Origin of the sequence: Salinispirillum sp. LH 10-3-1, assembly GCF_030643825.1 — a bacterium.
Classification (GTDB): Bacteria; Pseudomonadota; Gammaproteobacteria; order Pseudomonadales; family Natronospirillaceae; genus Salinispirillum.
In genome coordinates this window covers 3,308,893-3,330,078 of sequence record NZ_CP101717.1, presented here as the reverse complement: position 1 = coordinate 3,330,078, position 21,186 = coordinate 3,308,893, and the positions used below count along the sequence as shown (strand labels likewise).

Sequence of the window (21,186 nt, the reverse complement as noted above, 5' to 3'; positions counted from 1 at the left end):
ATGCAATGAGCTATATTGATCTCAATGATATTCAGGGCAACGTCGTTAAGCCATATGGGCGCTTCGGTTACCCTGTGGCCCGCTATTTCTTTTTGGTGTTTACCGACGCGGTGGGCGCGCAACGCTGGTTGAACACCATGATTCCGCACATCACCACCGGCGCACCATGGCCAGAGCCCGGCACGCCCGCAGAGGTGCCGCTGCCCGACACCACGCTTAATATCGCGTTCACCTATCAAGGGATGAAGGCATTGGGCCTGCCTCGCAAAACGCTTTCGGCGTTTCCAGAAGAATACCAGATGGGCATGAAGGCGCGGGCGGATATTCTGGGCGATGATGGCCCATCGCACCCGCAGAACTGGGACCCTTTGTGGCAGGATGGCCCGGTACACGCGTGGATGTCGATGAACGCGCGCAGTTTGGAGCACATGGAACGGCAGTGCGACTGGCTGTTAACCAGCATTGCGCAGACGCTGGGTGACGTGGTGTTGCGCGACGGGCAACGCAGTCCGGACGGCTCCTTAAAGCCGTGGCAAGACGCAGCGGCGTTGAAAGAAAACGGCCGTTTGGTACCGAAAGAGCACTTCGGGTTTGTTGATGGTATCAGCGATCCATATTTCAAAGGGTGTGGCAGTCCGCCGGAGCACGTGATCGGGGAAGGCAAGCCCACGCGCGGTGATCCGGCAACCATGGCCGGGTGGGAGCCACTGGAAACGGGCGAATTTATCCTCGGTTACCGCGATGAAGCCTGCGAGTACCCCTATGCACCGGTGCCCATGACATTGGCGCGCAATGGCACCTTTATGGTGTATCGCAAGCTGCACCAGAACGTGGCGTCGTGGCGCGACTATACCGCTAAAGCCGCCGAAGGGTACGCGGGCGCGCAAGAGAAGCTGGAAGCCAAAATGGTGGGGCGCTGGCATAATGGCGCGCCGCTGTGTGAGTTCCCTACCCAAGCTGAAGCCGACGCATTCGGCACGCGTTTGATGACGGTGCGCGCGGAACTGAAAACGGAAAAAGACCCTGAACGCCTAAAGGCTCTGCAAAAAGAATACGCCGCCATGCGTTTGAAGTTAAAAGCCTTCAATTACGATGATGACCTCGACGGCGCGGCCTGTCCGCTGGGCGCTCATGTGCGACGCGCTAACCCGCGCGGTGCTTTGGAGTTCGGCAACGAGGGGGCGTTTCAAACCAAGGGCGCTTTGGCTAATCGGCGGCGCATCTTGCGGCGGGGATTACCCTATGGCGAAAGCCCGGACGGCACCACAGACGACGGCGAGCACGGCATCATCTTCATGGCGTTGAACGCCAACATTGAACGGCAGTTTGAGTTCGTGCAACAGCAGTGGGTGAACTACGGCAATGACTTCAAACTGAGCAATGAACGTGACCCCGTATTGGGCAATCAGCAATTGGATGCTCAAGGGCAGTCTACGGGCCATTTTATGATTCCCGGAGGAGACTCGCCGCCGCATTTCTGCACGCGTATTCCGCGTTTTGTTGAAACACGCGGCGGCGATTATTTCTTTATCCCCTCCGTCTCTGCACTTCATCTGATTGCTAAAGGGCTGGTGGACCCCACCTAACACCCTGACGCCAGCGGCAATAGACCGCCATCGCCTAGCAGGCGACGGCGGCGTTTCTTTTGTGATATTATAACACCTATGTATTTCACGAGCTTATCCCCATGAATACGATGGAGAAGGTTGCTGACTGGTGCAACCAGCGCGGTGAGCGGTTTACGCCCAGTCGCCAGTTGGTGTTGCAGCTGCTGAGTGAGCAGCCGCATGCGGTCACGGCCTACCAATTGTTAGATATATTGCAGCAGCAAATGCCACAAGCGAAGCCGCCCACGGTGTACCGTGCGCTTGATTTTTTGCAGCGCATGGGTGTAGTGCATCGTATCGACTCACAAAATGCGTATCTGGTGTGTGATGATTTTCCACACCGCCATGACGCTGCGTTTTTGGTGTGCGACGGTTGTGGCAACGTCAGCGAAGTGAACCCCGATCATCTGCAATTTGAACTGCTGCGTAAAGAAGCAGCGGACCGGCGGTTCGTAATAGAACACACCACCTTAGAAGTCCGTGGCCGTTGTGTTGACTGTCAGCAGTAAGGCTTCTGTTAGAGGACATATGTACGCTTTTCGATTGTTCGTTTGTTTATTGAGCGCCGCCCTGCTGAGCAGCGTGGCTTTGGCGACCCCTCGCGTGGTGGTCAGTATTGCGCCGGTACACAGCTGGGTCAGCCAGGTCAGTGGCGACCTTTGGCAGCCGGAGCTGTTGCTGTCGGCACAACAGGACCCACACAATGCGTTACTGCGGCCATCGCAGCGCTCGATGGTGGCTGAGGCCGATTGGGTCATCTGGTTGGGGCCGCAACTGGAAACTGGCTTGGTCAGTTTATTACGCCGTGTGCCCGCCGAGCGACAGTGGCGATTGACCAGTGAAGAAGTCGATTTAATTCACTACGAATTTCGCACCTCAGGAACTATTTTTACCCAAGAAAGACACAGCAGTAGTATGCCAGACCATCTGGCGCAATTTATGGATCATGGGCACGACCATCAACACGACGATGTAGACCCCCACTTGTGGTTGCACCCCGAAAATGCGCGCCGGGCGATCGGTTACATCGCTCGACACCTCGGCACGTTAGACCCTGCCAACGCCGGAGCCTATGAGCGAAATGCAGCGCAGGCCATCGCTGAATTAATTGAGCATGAAGCGCGCTGGAGCCACCAGTTGAATGGCGTTCGTAAGCCTTACGTGGTGTTTCATGATGGCTACCAGTATTTTGACCGGGCGTTCGGGCTGCCCTTTGCGGGCTCGGTAACGCTGAACCCTGAACAGCTACCCGGTTTACGCACGCTCAATGAAATGCGCTCAGCATTGGCGGATGGCGCTTTCGGCTGCTTGTTTGCCGAAGCTCAGTACGCAGACCGGCTGGTCACCACCATTGCGGAAGGTTTCTCATTACCAGTGGGTCGGCTGGACGCCTTGGGCATCAGTTTGGAGCCTGGTCGGCAGCACTATGTGCAGCTTTTAGATCAGCTTGTCACGGAATTTACGGCCTGTGACGGGGCGGTGGTGTCGTAATGTTGTGCAAAATCAGTACCCTAACCTATGATCGTTTTATGAGCAGGTTGACCCATGTATAAGCCTTTAAGTTTACTGTCTACCCTTTCTTTGCTGGTGTTGGTTGGCTGTGCCGACCCCTCTTCCGAGCGCAGCAGTGGTGTAGTAGCGGGCAGCAACTTACAGGCCGACGAACTGAACTTTGAACCGAGCGCCGATATGTTGGCACCCGTGGTCGAAGCGCCGGCAACGGAAAAAAGTAACGTGCGAGTCGCGGGTGAAGCCTACTTAGAAATGGAATGGGATGAGCTGATTCCGGCGGGGTTTTCGTTCGATCCCATCATTGAAGAAATTGATCTGGAAAGCTACAACATCGCTGAGCTGGATGACTTTGATCCTGAAGCGCAGCGATTGTATCGTGATTTGCAGGCGCTGTTAGCACAGGTCCCATCGGAGCCCGCATTACAGGGGGTAAAGGGGCGTTTGCCGGGGTTTGCTGTGCCACTCGATTTCGATGGTGATAAGGTCTATAGCTTCTTGTTGGTGCCCTATTTCGGCGCCTGTATACACACCCCGCCACCGCCTGCGAACCAAATGGTGTATGTTGAGATTGAAGGTGGCTTTGTGCTGCCCAGTTTGTACGACCCGGTGATCATTGCTGGGGCCTTTGACGTGACCCGGTACGAAGATGACCTCGGCACGGCAGGCTACAGTATGCGCGCCGACAGCGTGACGCTCTATTAAGCTTGGTTAGCCACCGAACAGCTGGATGTCGACCCCAAAGCGCCAGCCGCTGCCTTCTTCAAAAGAGAGGTGGCCCGGCATCCAACCGGCTGACTTATAATGCCAGTCGGTTTGCAGGCGCAATGCCGAGAACAGCTGCTTGCTGTAGCTGACTTCTACTGCCCAACCATCGTCTTTTTCTTCCGTAAAGAATTGCATGTCCTCTGGTTGCTGCCACCAACTGGCGCGCGACGTCACAACGCCACCCAGCGTCGGGTAGTCAATGATGCTGAATCGTCCACCTGGCATAGCGCGCTCGGCATTCTGATGCATGTACAGATCCCACCCCAGATTCAAGCCGCGCTGCCAGCGCAAATGATGCCAGCCAAAGCTCCGACCAAACGGCGTTGGCTGGAAGCTCAGGCGGTTTTGCTCCATCTCGCGCCGGTCGGCCAGCAGGTGTCCGTCGAGCAGATTTAACAGGCTGAACCAGAAAGCCGCGTTGATGTAATCCTGCTCATCTTCACTGAGATCATTCCAGCGTAGATAACGACTCGGGCGGTCGTTGTAGTCGGCATTAGGGCGATGCAGGTCATAGGCCCAGCTGCGGCATTCGTAGCCAACAATATCTTGCTTCAACTCGGTTTCGTTACGTGGCAGGCGATCACTGCCTCCTTCCCGGCAGTTGTAGAAGCTGTAGATATCGAGCAACAAAGGAAAGGCTTTGGCCAGGCGGTAGCGCGGTTGCTGGTGGTTGAAGAAGCTGTCTTCTGCGAACTGTTGTCCGATGACGTGCGTTGCTTCATAGCGCGACGTGCTTAGGCGCACCAACGTCTCTGGGCTCTCCGCTTTCAACTGCGCCAAGTCTTCATTACTGACGTTGTAAACATAGGCTTTGCGAATGGGCGTTTCCGACCAGAAGTAATGCGCTTCCGACTCGCTGTCGATGTCGTACTGGCGTAACAGATCACGCTGCCATTCGTTTTGCATCCAACGCATGGGCTCGGGCAAGACAAACAACCACATGCCCACATCGATCAAAGCGGGTGACAGTGGATTGGTTTGAAATTTGGTGCGGCGCCAATGCTGACTGAGGGCGTCATACCCCTGATAACCCAACAGCGTTAGGTCTTTTGCTTGTTCCGGTGACGGCGTACGCCAGAATTCATAGTTCTCAGACGGTGGTTCATACAGCGTAATGTTTTGCCATTGCTGGGCTGCAACCGGCATCGCCAGCAGAGCGATGAGGCAAGAATAGAGTCGAAAAGGTGTCATGAATGCCATCAACAGTTTAGGTTACCAGTGTTGTCTCAGCGTGCATGGTAACCTGCTGACGGGGTGGTCGCACTAACGAGTAAGCGTAAATGTGCGACCCGTGGCAAATAACAACGAAAGTTCCTCGTACAATAGGGACATACATGTTCTCGAACGTTGGTTGTTATTGGGTTGTCGTCGTCCTTGACCTCTTGGTCTTACGCGTGTGTGCTAGCGCCCTCTGATTTCATTGATCAGTGCTTTATAAGCGAGACCGCTTTGTTTAACGGTACGTTCCTGCGTTTCGTAGTCCACATACACCAGGCCGAAGCGCTGGCTGTAGCCAAAAGCCCATTCAAAGTTGTCCATCAGACTCCAGGCGAAGTAACCGCGCATGTCGACGCCCTGTGACATGGCATCACCCACTGCATTCAAGTGACGTTCGTAATAGCGCAGGCGCTGTTCATCGTGCACTTGGCCGTCGGCGGTTAGGTGGTCGTCGCCAGCCATGCCATTCTCGGTGATATAGAGCGGCGGTAAGTTCGGGTAGGTTTGGTGCAGTTTCACCAGCAAGTCGGTCAATGCTTGTGGGTAGACTTCCCAGCCAATGTGGGTGTGCTCAGCGCTGGTCTGCGGCACGAACTCTGTGTCGCCATTGTTGTCTTTGACGACATGGCGGGTGTAGAAATTGACACCCATGAAGTCGTTCTTCTGGGCGATCAGCGCCATATCGCCGGGAAAGATCACCGGTTTCAGCGCCGGGTATCGGGTGAAATAGCCCGCGGGGTATTCGCCGGTCAACAGCGGACAAATGAACCAATGGACATCAATGATGTCGGCACGATCCGCTGCTGCTATGTCCGCCGGGCGGTCGGTGGCGGGATAAGCTGGAGTGAAATTCAACACAATGCCGTGCTGACTGCCTGGCGCTAAGCGGCGCATGATGGGCAAGGCCAAACCGTGAGCCAGCAAAAGGTGATGCGCCGCTGTGTAGGCCCACGCCTCTTCCTGATAACCTGGGGCGTGCACGCCAATGTGGTAACCGAGGAACGCACTGCAGAATGGCTCGTTAAACGTCGCCCAATGCGTCACTTTCTCACCCAGACGGGCGACCACAACTTCGGCGTATTGCGCGAAGGCATAGGCGGTTTCACGATTCAGCCAGCCACCTTTTTCTTCCAGATACTGGGGCAGATCCCAGTGGTACAGTGTGACCACAGGCTTGATGCCACGGTCGATCAGGCCGTCAATCAGCCGCTCGTAGAAGGCTAAACCCAGTTCGTTCACTTCACCGCTGGCGGGCATGATGCGTGGCCAGGCAATGGACAAACGGTAGGCGTCAACGCCCAGGTCTTGCAGCAGGTCCAGATCTTGTTCCCACAGACGGTAATGCTGGCAAGCTGGTTCTCCGTTGTCGCCATTCAATACCCGGCCGGGCTCACGGCAGAAGGTATCCCAAATACTGTCGACCCGGCCGTCGGTGTGGATGTCGCCCTCAATCTGAAAGGCAGCCGTCGCCACGCCGTACAGGAAATCTGCAGTGCGAATCGGTGAGTTGGCAGGTATTTTAAAGCTCATAAATACTCCTGAAATTGATTTATTTGACGGCGCCAGACGTCAAGCCAGAGATCATCTGTTTACTGGATAATAGGTAGATCACCAGCAGCGGTAAAATGGATAAGGTGGTGCCCAGCATGACCGCGCCCCACGGCGTGTTCGGGATGCTTTGGACACTGCGCAATACTTGTGTGATAACCTGCATTTCGCGGCTGTTCAAGATAACCAGCGGATGCAGGAAGTTGTTCCACAGCATGACGAACTGCACAATGGCCAGTGTCGCCAAACCGGGCCGCAACAACGGCAATACGACGCTCCAATAGGTGCGAAACTCGCTCGCGCCATCCAGCTTGGCGGCTTCCAGCAGTTCACGTGGCACCGAGGCGACAACGTATTGCCGGATCAGAAAGATGCCAAACGGGCTGATGGTGAACGGCAGCCACACCGCGAGGTGGGTGTTGGTCAGACCCAGTGCATCGATCACCATAAAGTAGGGGATCAGAGTCAGTACCGGCGGGATCATCATGGAGCAAATCATCACGGTGAAGATGACATTGCGACCACGGAATTGATACACCGCCAAGGCGTAACCGATCATGCTGCAAAATAACAATGAAAACAGCGTGCCCAAACCGGCCACCTTCATGCTGTTAAACATGGCGTTCCAGAACGGCATGATCTGCTGCAGCTGGTGGTAGTTATTGACCAATTGATCACTCAATTGCAGCGTCAGGGTGCTGCTGAACATGGTCGAGCGGTCATGGGTCGACAACATGGCCGACCAGATGAACGGAAACACCGTGATGACCACACCCAACAGCAAGATAAACCAGAGGATCAGCTTGCCCGCGAGGTACACACCACGCTGATAATGTTCGTTTTCCAGAATGCGTATCATTTAGTTACCCTCCAGGCCTTTGCGCCCAAATAACCAGAAATAGAGGCCGGTAAAGGTGCCGATGACCAAAAAGAGAATCCAAGAAATAGCGGCGGCGGAGCCCATATCCAACCATTCCCAAGCCACTCGATACAGGTAGTTTGAGATGCTCATGCCATTGGTTGCAGCGGTTTGCAGGCCACGGGTTAACACAAAGGGTTCTTCAAACAAATTCATATTGCCGATGATGGTCAGCGTGACGGCGAAGAAGATAAACGGTCGCATTAAGGGCAGCGCGATGTAGCGGAAACGCTGGAAGCTCGACGCGCCGTCAATTTTGGCCGCTTCATACAGATCGTTCGGAATGGTGGCTAAGCCAGCGGTATAGATGACGATGTTGAAGCCCACATACTTCCAGAACACCACAAACGACACCGAGTAGCGGATCAGGCTGTTTTCTTGCAGCCAGGCAATGGGCATGAAATTGTTGATCCAGCCGAAGGCCCAGGAGGTCAGCGTGCCGTCGGCCAACGCGCGCAGCATGTGATTGATCAACCCGCTTTGCGGCGAATACATGATGTAAAAAATCATGGAAACGGCGATGGTAGAGGTGATGTACGGCAGAAAATACGCCGTCGTCAGCCAGTGCCGAGCATGGGCACCCAGTGACACCAATAAATACGCCATGGGCAGGGCTACCAGATGCTGCGGAATGCCGGACAGCAACGCCATAACCAGGGTATTCCACATGGCCTGCCACAGCATGGGGTCAGTCAATGCAAGTTCGTAATTTTCCAGTCCTACCCAGCGCATAGAGCCAAGGCCAGCCACTGGATTCCAGTGGTGAAAAGACAGAAAAACCATAAAAAAGATGGGAAATACACCGAACACCCCGAAAATAATCAAATAGGGTGAAACGAACCAATAGGGAGTGCTCTTGTTCCAGAGACGCTTGATGTTGTCGGCCTTGGCAGTATCTGCGGCGCGCACAACGTCGGAAACCTCTGGTGAGACGTCAAGGTTTCTACTCATGACCAAGTCCTGATGTACTGAGAAGTGAGGGCAAAGCAAGCAGGCTGATGTTTCAGCCTGCTTGCTGCGGATTAACGTACGCGGCGACGAATTTGCGCTTCTGCAGTACGCAGAGCGGTCATCACAGGTACGCCATCATTCAAGACTTGCTCAAGTGCAGTTTGAATAACCAACGACTGGGCGATCAAGTCACCACGGTGCGGGGCTACAGGTGTCACATTTTCAGCGATTTCGGCGAACATCTGACGGGCTTGCTGACCACGCAGGAAGTCAATCGGTTCGTCGAAGCTGCTGTCTGAGTAGGTGCCGGTGTGTGCTGGGAAAGCCGCAATATTTTGGAAACCGGCCAGCTGGTTGTCGGCGCTGATCATGTGTTCGATCAAGGCCCAGGCTGCATCAGGATTGCTGGATTGACGCGGAATACCCAGGAATGAACCGCCCCACGAACCATAGATACCACCAGGTAGATGACTCACACCCCACATACCGGCAGTATCGGGAGCCATCCAGTTTTGCAGGTGACCAAGCAACCATGCACCAGACATCTGGGTGGCGAAGGTGCCGTTCTTGAAGCCTTCGTACCAGTCTTCCGTCCACTCACTGATGTTGCCGTCTAAGCCAGCGTCCCGTACCTGTTTCGCCAGTTCAAAGGCGCGCACAAAGCGTGGGCTGGTGACCATGGAGTTGCCGTCGGCATCAAAGTACAGGCCGTTACCTGGCTCAACATTAAAGTTGATATAGGCCGCAGCAATGGCTGCTGCGTTACCGATCAGCAGGACGCCGTGCTTTTCTTTGAGCTCTTTACCGTAAGCGATATAAGAGTCCCAAGACGCCATCACTTCGTCGAGGTTGTAACCCATGTCTTCCATGTAGTCGCGACGGTAGTATATCACGCCGGGGCCCAAGTCGACCGGTACAGCGTATTGGCGACCGTCACCACCACGGCCTTGCAGAACAGCGTACTCGGCGTAGTTGCTGGCGTGCGGTGCGAATCGATCGGTCAGATCGACGAAGCCGCCTTGGTCAACGAAAGAACCGACAAAACCCACGTCGATCAACACCACGTCACCCGCGCCTTGGCCAGTAGCCAAGTTGGTGGCGATCTTGTTGTGGTGGTCACCGTGGTTGTTCATCAGCTGCGAAACCTTGTGGCCTGTTGAGGCTTCAAAGGCAGGCAGAATGCGGTTTAGCTGGCTGTCGTAGTCAGGAAAACCATCGATTCGGATGTCAGCAGCCATGGCGCCTACTGTCAATCCGAAAGAAGCCAGGGCGAGCCCGGCAGTGGTCTTAAGTTTCATGGAATGCCTCCAGGATGTTCTTGTTGTTATAAAGTGTGTGTTTCAGTTTTTTCTAGGTATTAAGTAAGGTCTTACGCCTTTCTTTTGGTTGCTTCATCCGCCACAACACCGAATGTCTGTGTGCAGGGTACGACGGATTCCCTAATGACCAGCTGAGGATCAAACTCATGCTGTACATCAAGGGTTCGCTTCGCGGCCAACGCAACGGCGAGCTGTCCCGCTTGCAGGCCCATCTTGCCGATGGGGACATGCATGGTGGTCAAGCCCGGCTCTACATAAGCCGACATCACGATATTGTCGTACCCAGCGACCGACAGGTCTCTGGGTACTGATAACTGGTGGCTCTTTGCCAAACGGATGGCGCCATAGGCCATCAAATCATTTCCGCACACCACGGCACTGATGCTGAGTTCGCGCCGGAACAAACGCTCCATCGCCAAACTACCACCGGGCTCGGTGTAGTCACCTTCAACGACCAACTCCTGACGAAATTCAATGTCCGCCGCCTCAAGGGCTTGCCGATAACCTTGCAAGCGCGCCCGACTGTCGGCCTTGTAGAGCGGCCCCGTAATGCAGGCGATGTCGCGATGGCCTTGGCTGATCAGGTGTTGGGTGATCAACCGACCGCCTAACTCGTTGTTGACGTGTACGCACTGTGCGGCCAACTCGGGGACGAAGCGGTTGACCAACACGATCGGTGTTTCGGTTCGTTGGGTCAGTGCATACAGCTCCTCATCACTCAATGAATCGACGTGGAGGATAAGCGCGTCGACTTGGCGCTGCAGGAGGAACTCAACGGCGTCATTTTCGTCGTCCCAATTGCCGTGACCACTGGTGACGATGAGGTGCTTGCCCAGTCGACGCACCTCTTGCTCGACCTGATGCATCAGGTCGCCAAAGAATGGGCCGCCCAAATCACCCACCACCATGCCGATGATGTCGCTTTTGTTGGTCGCTAAGGCTCGGGCGTTGGTGTTGGGGGTGTAACCCAGTTCAGCCATGGCGGCGCGTACACGCGCTTGCGTCTCTTCAGCTACCCATTTATTGCCATTTGCCACGCGCGATACTGTCGCGACGGACACCTGGGCTAAACGTGAGACTTCTTTGATGGTCGCCATGCTGTAACCGTTTACATTGATTGAGAAAAATAAATCGATCCATAGGGTTTTTGGAGTTATCTATGTAACCGATTACAGCTAGGTTAGGCCGTTTGTAGGTAGGGGTCAAGTACCAAAATACTTTAAAGCGTTAAAAAACTGTGCAAGTATCGATCAATAATGGGTAATATAGATCATAAAACACACAATAAGTGCCTTTATCCGTAGGCACTTATGTCTGAGCAAAGGCCTTTATCGTCACTGATGATGTAAGCGGTTACAGGTATCCGTGTGTGGTGACCAACAACAATTAAAATAATGCCCGGTAGCAGGAGTATGTAATGCAACTTTCTCGATTTAGCCATCAGTGAATGGCGTGGGCCTAGCATAGCGCTTGCCGGCGTCACGGCCCGCCGATGCTGGTGCACGCGTTTAAATAAAAAAGCCGCGCCACCGTATATGGGGGCGCGGCTTTTTTGTGCTTGAGGTCGCTACAAATGCGCTAGGTAACGGCGCTCTAAGCGTTTAAATGCGTACACCAGTGCAAACGTCAGTACCAAATAGATTGCCGCCACAAACAAGAAGGCGGTGAACGGTGTGTAGTAACGCGAGAAGATATCGCGTGCGGCACCGGTTAGGTCGATGATGGTCACTACGCTGGCAATCGAGCTAGCGTGCAGCATAAAAATCACTTCATTGCTGTACGCGGGCAAGGCACGACGCAGTGCGCTCGGCAACTTGATGCGTGACATCACCTGCCATGGCGTAAAGCCGTAAGCTTGTGCCGCTTCAATCTCGCCGTGTGGCGTTTGTTTGATCGCGCCGCGCAGAATTTCGGTGGTGTAGGCCGCCGTATTCAATACAAAAGCAATCAACAAGGGGACATAGGCTTCACGGAAGATAAACCAGAACGGCGAGTCTTGGATGCCATCAATGAAGGTCACACCGTAGTAGATGATGTACAGCTGAATCAGCAGCGGCGTACCGCGGAAGACGTAGGTGTAGCACCAGATCGGCGTGGATATCCACCATCTCTTGCTGGTACGTCCAATTGCCAAGGGCACGGCCAGAATCAAGCCGATCAGCAAGGCCAGAAACACCAGTTGTACCGTCATGACCAAGCCATCCCAATAGTGTAGGATGGTCTGAGTGTTCAGGACAAAGTTGTCAGCCAGAAAATAATCTAGAATCTCAATCATGATGATATTACTCCCCGACTGAAACGCTTGTTCAAGGCCTTGATGCCAATTTCCGATACCGCTGTGAGCAGCAAGTAAATGATGGCGACGGGTAAGAAGAAGGCAAAGGGCTCATTCAATTGGCGCGAAGCTCGCGAGGCGATCAGTACCATGTCTTGCAAGCCGATGATGGACACCAGTGCGGTCGTTTTCAACAATACCATCCAGTTGTTACCCAGACTCGGCAGTGCGTGGCGTACCATTTGCGGTAGCAAGATGCGGGTGAATACCTGGCTGCGATTCATGCCATAGGCTTGGCCCGCTTCAATCTGCCCTTTTGGTACGGCCAGAAAAGCGCCGCGGAAACTTTCGCCCATGTAAGCCCCAAAGATGAAGCCGATGGTCACCACGCCCGCCGTGAACTGGTGAATTTCCACGAACAAGTTGGGCTGGCCGATACGAGAGCCAATCACATACAACAAGTTGTTCAGGCCAATTTGGCCGCCGTAGAAGATCAACAGCATCAATACGAGGTCAGGAACACCACGAATGACAGTGGTGTAGGTCATTGCGATGCCGCGCGCAGTCTTGCTGCGCGACAATTTAGCGGAGGCCGTCATCAGGCCCAGGATCAAGGCGAGGGCCAAGGACAGGAATGCCAACTGAATGGTCATCACTGCCCCGGTCATGATGTTACAGCCGTAACCCTGCATGCCAAGCCCAATGCTTTCCATAAAGGCTTGGCATTCGATCATTTCTTGTCTAGTCATAAAGACACCTTTTGTCGCCGCGCTAGCGGTGCGCGGCCCAACCATTCACAAAAACCTCACGGGATAGTGTGAGGTTGTCGTTCGATTTAAAGCATAATGTCGAAGTCGAAATAACGATCCATAATGCGCTTGTAAGTACCGTTGGCTTTTACTCGGCGTAAGCCTTCATTGAAGGTGTTGGCGAGTTCCGTGTCGTTTTGGCGAAAAGCCGCACCAACACCCTGACCAAAGATGGATGTTGGCTCCGTCACATTATCACCGAACTGGCGAAAGCCCGGACGGTTCAGGATGGTTTGCACGCCGACAGGCACATCTAAAAACACCGCATCAATACGATCGCCAGCGAGATCCAATGCCAAGTCGTCAGCGTTTGCATAGCGGCGGATTTGGGCCGTATTGCTGTGCATTTCGGTTACATAGGTATCCTGAATGGTGCCGCGCTGGACGCCGATACGAACGCCTGACATGTTGCTCAGGTTCAGGTTGTAGTTTTCGCGCACAAACCAACCACTGGGCGTGGTGTAGTAAGGCTCGGAAAACAGCACCTGGCGGGCACGTTCAGCGTTGATACTCATGGAAGAAAAGATGACGTCGTACTTGCGCGATAACAGGCCAGGAATGATGCCATCCCAGGACTGAATGACCCATTCGCAGTTCAAACGCATCTCAGCGCACACCGCATTACCCAATTCGATTTCAAAGCCGGTCAGTTCGCCGTCGGGCGTGGTGTACTGAAAGGGTTCGTAGGGCACATCAACAGCAATACGTACCTTTTCGCCGCGATCACCACAGCCGGTCAACAAGGCAAGCGCGCCGCATAAAGCGGCCAAGGGCAAGATCATTTTATTCATGCTATGCCTCCAGGTTCGCTTAGTATTTAGGCTTCAGGAATTGTTTCAGACGCTCAGATTCAGGGTTGGCGAAAACCACTTTCGGGTCGCCTTGCTCTTCAATCTGGCCTTGATGCAGGAACAGCACCTTATTGGAAACGTCACGCGCGAACGACATTTCGTGCGTGACCACGATCATGGTGCGGCCTTCTTCGGCCAAATCGCGCATAACTTGCAGTACCTCACCGACCAGCTCAGGGTCCAGTGCGGACGTCGGCTCGTCGAATAACAGCACTTCTGGGTCCATAGCCAACGCACGCGCGATGGCAGCACGCTGCTGCTGACCGCCTGACATTTGTACTGGGTAGGCATCTTTACGGTGCGACAGGCCAACTTTTTCCAGCAGGGCTTCACCGCGAGCAACAGCTTCGTCTTTCTTCAGACCCAGTACACGACGCGGCGCTTCGATCACATTGTCGAGTACCGTCATGTGTGACCACAGGTTAAAGTTTTGAAACACCATAGCTAAACGCGCGCGCATCATCTGTACCTGCTTCATATTAGCCGGTACGCGCTCACCGCCGCGCTGTACTTTGAATTCGATGGGGTCGCCGTGTACCTGAATTTCACCGGAAGTAGGGATTTCCAGCAAATTGATGCAGCGCAGAAAAGTACTTTTACCAGAACCGGATGAGCCGATTAACGAAATCACATCGCCCTTGTGGGCTGTTAATGAGATACCTTTCAGTACCTCTTGGTCGCCGAAAGACTTGTGAACGTCTTTCACCACCAATGGGGGCTGTTGTGTTGACATGGATACTCCACTGTTTATAGGCCAGAATTCTTCAAAACAGGTGGGCGCGTGAACTCCAATGACCGTCTCGGTGTACAGAGATTCACTGTTGGAGCGTGCGTAACGCGATCTATTCCTTTTGCGCCATCCCTACGAGGTCGGTGAGCATCGGCTTACCGCCAGCTCAGGTAGACAACCCCTGTTTTAGAATTTTTTTGTGCTTGTTTAGCGCATCTTGGCGCTTATCTTTGTTTCAAACCAGTGCTAATGCAACCACCGAGCCAGAAATGTGCAGGTGTCTGTCGCAAATTTGAAGAATTTCGTGAGTTTTGCGCACGAAAAAATTTTTCAAACTGGTATGTTGTGTCACTGATAAAAAAAGTCACTGGCGGTTAAGCACACTTCTCTTTTAAGAACAGCACCGCCAGTACGCATAATAGTATACGCGACCTGCGTATGACAGGAGATAGCATGAGTGTGAGTACATCCACGGAGTCCGGTAATCTGCTTCTACGCAATGCCGATGTCTATGCCCCCGAACGCATGGGGCGTTTGGACATATTGGTGCTGGCCGGGCGGGTCGTATCCATGGGCCAAGGTATTGCCGTGTCCGGCATTCCTGATTTGGTTGAATTGGACGCCAGCGGCTTACCTGTAACCCCTGGTTTGGTTGATTCCTTAACCCACATCACCGGTGGTGGTGGCGAAGGCGGTTACAGTACACGTATGCCCTTTATGCCGGCCGAAGACGCCTGGACCAGCGGTGTCACCACCGTCACCGGCGCGCTGGGCACCGATGCCATTCATCGCACCCACGCCGATATGCTGGGGCATGCTCGCTATCTGCAAAGCCAAGGGGTTAGCGCCTACATCTATTCTGGCAGCTACCACTTACCGATCAAAACTCTGACCGGCAGTGTACAGACCGATATTGCCTATATTCCCGACGTCATCGGCGTGGGCGAATTGGCCATTGCGGACCACCGAGGCAGCCACCCCTCGGTGGAAGAATTGGCACGGCTGGCCGCCGAAGTGCGCGTTGGCGCCATGTTGTCTGGCAAGAAAGGCGTACTGAGTATTCACGTTGGCGACCACGATTCTGGCTTACGCACCCTGCACGAAGCGGCCGAACGCTACCCGGTAAAACTGAGCCATTTCTACCCCACACACATCAACCGCCATGAAGCCTTATTAAAGCAGGGTTTTGTGTTCGCTAAAGGCGGCGGCATGATCGACTTCACCGCCAGTAACAACGAAAGCCTGTTGGCCGACGGCGATATCGACAGCCCTGACGCAGTCGCCCGCGCACTGGCGGCTGGGGTGTCCATCAGTCAGCTCACTATTTCCAGTGATGCCTATGCCAGCTTGCCCGAGTTTGATGCGCAAGGTCGTTTCGTGCGCGTCGACATGGGGCGCTTGGACAGCATGGCTGACGCTATTCGCCGAGGCTGCTCAGACGTAGGCCTGAACTTTTCCAGTATGTTGCAAACCGCCACACTCAACCCCGCGAATGCGCTGGGCTTGTGGCACAAAGGTCGGTTAAAATCCGGGGTAGATGCCGACTTGCTGCTGTGGTCGAAAGATCATCAGGTGCTGGGCACCATTACCCGTGGAGTTGTGCGCCGCTGGCCGACTGAGGTCGTTTAAAAACTGCGCTTGTACGGGCGGCGTTAACATGCGCCTCCAGTGCACCAAGACGTCTCCATTAACTCAGTGACCGCTATTGGAAAAACCCTATGACGCAGATACCGACGCTCGACATTAATCGCTTTCACACCGATCGCCACGATTTCGTGCAAGAACTGGGCGATGCCTACGCGGAGTGGGGGTTTGCGGGTATTACCGGGCACGGCATTGCGCCCGAGTTAATTACTGAAGCCTTAGCCGTGTCGGAGCGTTTTTTTGCCCTGCCGGAAGCGACCAAACTGCGCTATAAAAGCTCGTACGGTGGTGCGCGCGGCTACACACCGCTCGGTGTGGAAGTCGCCAAGGGCGCGGCCCATGTTGATCTGAAAGAATTCTGGCACGTCGGACGTGAAGTGGACGGTACTCCGCGCTTTCCGCAATTGTTGCCGAATGCCTGGCCGGAAGAACTGCCGGAATTTAAGGCCGTTCTATTAAAGCTGTACGATGCCTTGGATAACTTGGGTCGCGACGTATTGCGGGCGTTGGCCTTGTACCTCGGTCAAGACGAAAACTACTTTGACGACAAGGTCGACAGCGGCAACAGCATCTTACGGCCGCTGCATTATCCGCCCGTCATCGACGAAGGCACCCGCAGCGTCCGAGCGGCGGCGCACGAAGACATCAACCTGATTACCTTGTTGGTCGGCTCCCGTCAGAGCGGCCTGGAAGTGCTCAGTCAACGTGGCGAATGGGTGCCCATCTCCATCATTCCGGGCACCATCATTGTGAACATTGGCGATATGCTGCAACGCTTAACCAATCACGTATTGCCCAGCACCACGCACCGTGTAGTCAATCCAGAAGGCGAAGCGGCGCGCCAAAGCCGGTATTCTATCCCCTTCTTTTTGCACCCTAATCCGGATGTTTCGCTGGATGCCCTACCGGAATGCGTAACGCCAGAGAACCCAAAGCGCTACCCGCCCATTACCGCCAATGAATACTTGGAAGAGCGTCTGCGCGAGATAGGCTTGCTGAAATAAGGCAGGCTGTTTATCGTAGGAGCGCAGCTCTCTGCACCGTAGTGCGGTGTGTTTACACCCGCCGCACGCCCACAACCCAAACAAGAGGCTCATCATGTCCATCCAGCAGGTCGCCATTGTTGGCGGTACGCACGGCAATGAAATCACCGGTGTTCATTTGGTGCAGTATTGGCAGTCACGCCCGGAAGAAGTGATGCGGGGCTCCTTTGCCACCGAATTGCTGTTTGCCAATCCGCAAGCCAATCGGGTGATGAAGCGCTATTTGGATCAGGACCTGAACCGCCAGTTTGCCTTGGAAGACTTGAACGACCACGCCTTGACCAACTACGAGCAAAGCCGCGCCAAGGCGATTAACCATTTGTTAGGCCCGAAAGAAGACCCGCGGGTGGATTTCGTCATCGACCTCCACACCACCACCGCCAACATGGGGTTAACGCTGGTTATTTCGGAAGACTCTCCCCTGCTGATTGGCATGGCGTTCTACATCAAACAACACATGCCGGAAGCCGTGTTGTTTTACGAGCCTAAAAACCGCCTCGACGACTACTTTCTGGCCAGCCTTGGGCGGCAAAACGGCTTATTGATTGAAGTGGGTGCCACGCCGCAAGGCCTGCTGCGCGCCGATGTGTACGACCTGACGCGCCGCGCTACCTTGCACGCGCTCGACTACATCGACTGCGTGAACCGCGATGACATTCCCGAGCTGCCCGAGCAGTTTGAAGCCTACCAATTCGTCGACATCGTTAAATTGCCCGAAAGCAGCGACGGCCGCCGTTGGGGCATGGTGCACCCGAACGTACAGGATCAGGACTACCAACCGATCAACCCCGGCGACCCGCTGTTTGTCACCTTCGATGGCAAGGACGTATTGTTCGAAGGGGCGCGCACGCACTACCTCGCCTTCGTCAATGAAGCGGCGTATTACGACCGCAACATCGGCGTCAGCCTGATGGACAAGATTACCTTAAAGCGGCCTCGTTAAAGCTTAACCAATAAGCGCCGACAACCTCTATTGAAGCAGTGAAAGTGCTTAATGGAGGTAGATAAGGATGATGGACCACTACTACGGTGCCTTTGCCGGCATAGCCAAAGAAGGGACAGAAAGACTTAGAGCGCAGGATGCTCAACATTCAGGCCGAGTATTGGAAGGTGCTGAACACTCGGCTGCCGTTGAAAAATTGCGTGGGTCGGCCAACAGTAAACGCAGCGGTGTTGTTGTAACCATCGCCCCGCCGGAGCCGCCACCCGAACCTAAGCCTACCGTGCTCAACTTTAAACCGCAGCCGGGTGTGATGGTCAGGCAAGACATCCCATCCATTGCGGCTAACCCGGACCTCGATTTGCGTCGAACCATGGTTGAAGCCAAGGTGAACGACCAGCCCGTCAACTCATCGGGCAGCTTGGAAAGCCTTCTGGAACTCGGTGCCAAACGCGACATTAATCTTAGCCAGAGTCTGGCCCTGCTGGGTGCGTACGATGGCGATGTAGAGAGCCTGACTTTGCGCTCACGTGTGGAAATGGGTGATGTTCATGGGATGGAAGTATTCTCCGATGAGGGTATTGTATATAGAGACAGTACAACACTAAGCCGTTATTACCACATGCCAGAGATCAGCTTCAGCCTACAAACGGTCGATGGCGGTACCATCAATATCAAACTATCTATAGACGAATTCATTAACGAAGCTACAGGTTACTCAGGTCATGAGGATCCACGCACAGGCATGTCTCGCTCGTTAACCTTTACCATGGAGACTCAGGGTGATATCTCTCAAGCAGCGTGGGAAGGTTTAGCGCCGATTATGGAAAGCCTGGATGCCATGATTAATTCCTTCAATACCGATCAGGCTTTACGGCAAAGCGATGTAGACGCTTTTATCAACCAAATTGAGGTAAATCAAAGTCTGTATTCATCTTCTGATCTGCGGTTTAAATTAAATACCACACATGATGGGGTGCTTAGGGATATTGGTATAACCACGGATCAAGTTAACCCTTCGCGTATCACAGTTAACGAAGTAGCGATGGCATCCTTTTATCAGTCTGCTGTGTCACTGGGAGCACACACTATGCAGCGTGCCATCGGTGATTTTGATCGGGAAGCATTTGCCCAATTAAGCCCGCACAACCCTGAGGCGTTTTATCTTTCTGCCATAGCAAGCGATTGGGACACTGGCTATGAAAATCTGATCCGCTTTATGCACTCCTTCCTTGAGGAATGATAAATGAAAGGCGCTGCTTTCAGCGCCCTTCATTTCAACCTATTGAGAATGCTTATTGATAAGTAAAGCTGTTCAGCAAGGCCCCCATCGAGTTATCCTCTCTGACTTGACAGATATTGAAGAAATATTCGTTTGCCGTGTTCAATGCTTGTTCATTAAAAAGTAGACGTGTTATACCCGGTGAACCATAAATAAAAATTTTATGCTATATGATATCCCTGCTATTTTTGCCTTGCATGGGTTTGAAATGTACCTGCAAAGCAATTCATTTGCTTAAGGAAACCTAATTCAATTGAAATTGAGGGAAAGGAAAATGCGAAAACACATTGCATTACCAATTTTATGTGCACTGATGATTGCTGGGTGTAACCCAGAAAGCAAAAAAGAAAACGGGATGGTGGATTTAATCGATGGAGGAAATGTAACGCCATTATCTTCGGTCACTTTTAACAGAGTGGCCGAGAAGAAACGTAATCTAACGATGGATGAGCTTATTATTACCAGTGGAACGGTGACTATCGAGCAAGTGGAAAGCAGTAGGCCGCCAAGAGAATTTTCGACCCCGGACACTTCAAGTATGACTCCAAATACGGATGATGCTGAGTCTTCAATTCTGAGCGCTCGTAATCAAGCAGTAAGCTCAAGCTACACGCCTGTTTGTACTGAGTTGAATATAAACACTGCTTATAATCTTACCCCAGTGGCGGGTCAAAATTATTGTGTTTACTTTGCGATAAATGACCGAAGTCGTACGGAGTTTTTCATTTTGCAGCAGAATGCCAATCGCCAGATGTCGCTGGAAGTCTTGGAGGATGATGGATTTGGCAATTTCAGTAGCCATGGTATTTCCCAAAGCAGTGGCACTCAAGATTCAGTGCTGGCGTTCACTGAACCAGGGCACTATTACATGTGGATGCCGGCACACAGCGGAGATGGGGGTACCGTGGTGTTCGGCGCAGCAGTAAACACCAATGTTGACCCCTACGAGCCTAACGATACATTCCTAGATGCAACCGGGTTACCTGACGGACGTAATAGCGTGCCAGGCAACATAGATAATCCTAATGATGTGGATTATTACTACTTTGAGTCGTTACGCGGCCAAAATATAAGCTTAGAGCTAGAAGATGCGTTGAATACCGGACAGTGGCTGCTGGAGTACTTCGATGGATCTAGCTGGCAAGGCTTGAGTGCCAATTCTGCATATCGCATTTCCGGGCTTTCGCCGAGTCAGCGTTTCTATGCCCGTGTGAGACAGAACCCAAGTGTTGCATGGTCTGGTCATTGGTATTATCTGCACCTAGGTTCAACGATTGACTCTATAGATCAAGTCGATGCTTGGACGACCGAGAACTTAGCGAGAATCAACTTTGGATTTACTTCTCCATATTTGGTCACTCAGGTGCACAATGAGCTGCGCTGGAAGGCTAGGATTAAGGATTCAAGCGGGGTACCTTTGGCTGGAGTGGATATTGAATTCAAAACTGAATCGCCTTCTTCTTTCGGCTTCAGAACCCAGACAGTCAGGACTGATTCAAATGGTGTGGCGGAAGGATTGATTGTACTGCCAGACTGTGACCCAGTTGGGGCTTCAGAAGTTACTCATGGAATACTTGTTAATGGTAAAACACAAACGTGGCGAACTAGTTATTATGTTGGGCGGTGGTGGATAGACGTCCCGGCGGCCTTTCCAGAGGATCACGTGGGTGTGGGCGGGGATCAAGTTCCATATGTGACTTTGGGTCATGTTTGCAAACAAACGCTTCTATCGCTTGGTTAGAAGCTTATGTAGGGGCCAGACCTATAAGAAAA

General features: G+C 53.3%; 19 protein-coding genes. 9 read left to right on the top strand and 10 right to left on the bottom strand.

The genetic code is table 11. From position 1 onward, the window contains the following. Positions 1-5: 5 nt before the first annotated feature. The 4 genes from NFC81_RS15340 to NFC81_RS15325 all read left to right on the top strand — a co-directional run bounded on the left by NFC81_RS15340 (position 6) and on the right by NFC81_RS15325 (position 3,821). Positions 6-1,586 carry a Dyp-type peroxidase gene (locus NFC81_RS15340; protein ID WP_304995353.1) on the top strand — a complete coding sequence of 527 codons (1,581 nt, stop codon included), beginning with the start codon at positions 6-8 and terminating at the stop codon, positions 1,584-1,586. 101 nt (positions 1,587-1,687) lie between these two features. Further along, positions 1,688-2,116, top strand: coding sequence for a transcriptional repressor (locus tag NFC81_RS15335; RefSeq protein WP_304995352.1), 429 nt, complete (start codon positions 1,688-1,690; stop codon positions 2,114-2,116). A 19-nt stretch (positions 2,117-2,135) separates the two neighbouring features. Beyond that, positions 2,136-3,098, top strand: coding sequence for a metal ABC transporter solute-binding protein, Zn/Mn family (locus NFC81_RS15330; protein ID WP_304995351.1), 963 nt, complete (start codon positions 2,136-2,138; stop codon positions 3,096-3,098). A 54-nt stretch (positions 3,099-3,152) separates the two neighbouring features. Further along, positions 3,153-3,821, top strand: a complete 669-nt coding sequence (locus NFC81_RS15325) for a DUF3299 domain-containing protein (RefSeq protein WP_304995350.1) — start codon at positions 3,153-3,155, stop codon at positions 3,819-3,821. Positions 3,822-3,827: 6 nt separating this feature from the next. On the opposite strand, the gene NFC81_RS15320 is transcribed toward NFC81_RS15325, so the two are convergent. The 10 genes from NFC81_RS15320 to NFC81_RS15275 all read right to left on the bottom strand — a co-directional run bounded on the left by NFC81_RS15320 (position 3,828) and on the right by NFC81_RS15275 (position 14,507). Further along, a complete protein-coding gene (locus NFC81_RS15320; RefSeq protein WP_304995349.1) occupies positions 3,828-5,075 on the bottom strand; it encodes a hypothetical protein in 1,248 nt (415 codons plus the stop codon). A 210-nt stretch (positions 5,076-5,285) separates the two neighbouring features. After that, positions 5,286-6,632, bottom strand: a complete 1,347-nt coding sequence (locus tag NFC81_RS15315; protein WP_304995348.1) for a GH1 family beta-glucosidase — start codon at positions 6,630-6,632, stop codon at positions 5,286-5,288. Between the two features lie 19 nt (positions 6,633-6,651). Next, on the bottom strand, positions 6,652-7,509 hold the full coding sequence (locus tag NFC81_RS15310) for a carbohydrate ABC transporter permease (RefSeq protein WP_304995347.1): 858 nt from the start codon (positions 7,507-7,509) through the stop codon (positions 6,652-6,654). Then, a complete protein-coding gene (locus tag NFC81_RS15305; RefSeq protein ID WP_304995346.1) occupies positions 7,510-8,520 on the bottom strand; it encodes a carbohydrate ABC transporter permease in 1,011 nt (336 codons plus the stop codon). It lies immediately after the preceding gene. A gap of 71 nt (positions 8,521-8,591) precedes the next feature. Then, positions 8,592-9,818: an extracellular solute-binding protein gene (locus NFC81_RS15300; RefSeq protein ID WP_304995345.1), complete on the bottom strand. Its 1,227-nt coding sequence runs from the start codon at positions 9,816-9,818 to the stop codon at positions 8,592-8,594. 71 nt (positions 9,819-9,889) lie between these two features. Continuing rightward, on the bottom strand, positions 9,890-10,936 hold the full coding sequence (locus tag NFC81_RS15295) for a LacI family DNA-binding transcriptional regulator (protein WP_304995344.1): 1,047 nt from the start codon (positions 10,934-10,936) through the stop codon (positions 9,890-9,892). A gap of 470 nt (positions 10,937-11,406) precedes the next feature. After that, positions 11,407-12,114, bottom strand: coding sequence for an ABC transporter permease (locus tag NFC81_RS15290; protein WP_304995343.1), 708 nt, complete (start codon positions 12,112-12,114; stop codon positions 11,407-11,409). Next, entirely contained in the window at positions 12,111-12,863 is a 753-nt protein-coding gene (locus NFC81_RS15285; protein ID WP_304995342.1) for an ABC transporter permease, read from the bottom strand. The genes NFC81_RS15290 and NFC81_RS15285 overlap by 4 nt, the downstream gene beginning before the upstream one ends. An 86-nt stretch (positions 12,864-12,949) precedes the next feature. Beyond that, positions 12,950-13,714: a transporter substrate-binding domain-containing protein gene (locus NFC81_RS15280; protein WP_304995341.1), complete on the bottom strand. Its 765-nt coding sequence runs from the start codon at positions 13,712-13,714 to the stop codon at positions 12,950-12,952. A 19-nt stretch (positions 13,715-13,733) separates the two neighbouring features. After that, positions 13,734-14,507, bottom strand: coding sequence for an ATP-binding cassette domain-containing protein (locus NFC81_RS15275; RefSeq protein WP_304995340.1), 774 nt, complete (start codon positions 14,505-14,507; stop codon positions 13,734-13,736). A gap of 450 nt (positions 14,508-14,957) precedes the next feature. On the opposite strand from NFC81_RS15275, the gene iadA reads away from it, so the two are divergent. The 5 genes from iadA (at position 14,958) to NFC81_RS15250 (ending at position 21,154) form a co-directional block, all read left to right on the top strand. Further along, positions 14,958-16,133 carry a beta-aspartyl-peptidase gene (iadA, locus tag NFC81_RS15270; RefSeq protein ID WP_304995339.1) on the top strand — a complete coding sequence of 392 codons (1,176 nt, stop codon included), beginning with the start codon at positions 14,958-14,960 and terminating at the stop codon, positions 16,131-16,133. 89 nt (positions 16,134-16,222) lie between these two features. Next, positions 16,223-17,152 carry a 2-oxoglutarate and iron-dependent oxygenase domain-containing protein gene (locus tag NFC81_RS15265; protein WP_304995338.1) on the top strand — a complete coding sequence of 310 codons (930 nt, stop codon included), beginning with the start codon at positions 16,223-16,225 and terminating at the stop codon, positions 17,150-17,152. A 94-nt stretch (positions 17,153-17,246) separates the two neighbouring features. Beyond that, complete coding sequence (locus tag NFC81_RS15260) at positions 17,247-18,134, top strand: aspartoacylase (RefSeq protein WP_304995337.1); 888 nt, start codon at positions 17,247-17,249, stop codon at positions 18,132-18,134. A 67-nt stretch (positions 18,135-18,201) separates the two neighbouring features. After that, positions 18,202-19,374: a hypothetical protein gene (locus NFC81_RS15255; protein WP_304995336.1), complete on the top strand. Its 1,173-nt coding sequence runs from the start codon at positions 18,202-18,204 to the stop codon at positions 19,372-19,374. A gap of 313 nt (positions 19,375-19,687) precedes the next feature. After that, a complete protein-coding gene (locus NFC81_RS15250; protein ID WP_304995335.1) occupies positions 19,688-21,154 on the top strand; it encodes a hypothetical protein in 1,467 nt (488 codons plus the stop codon). Positions 21,155-21,186 lie beyond the last annotated feature (32 nt).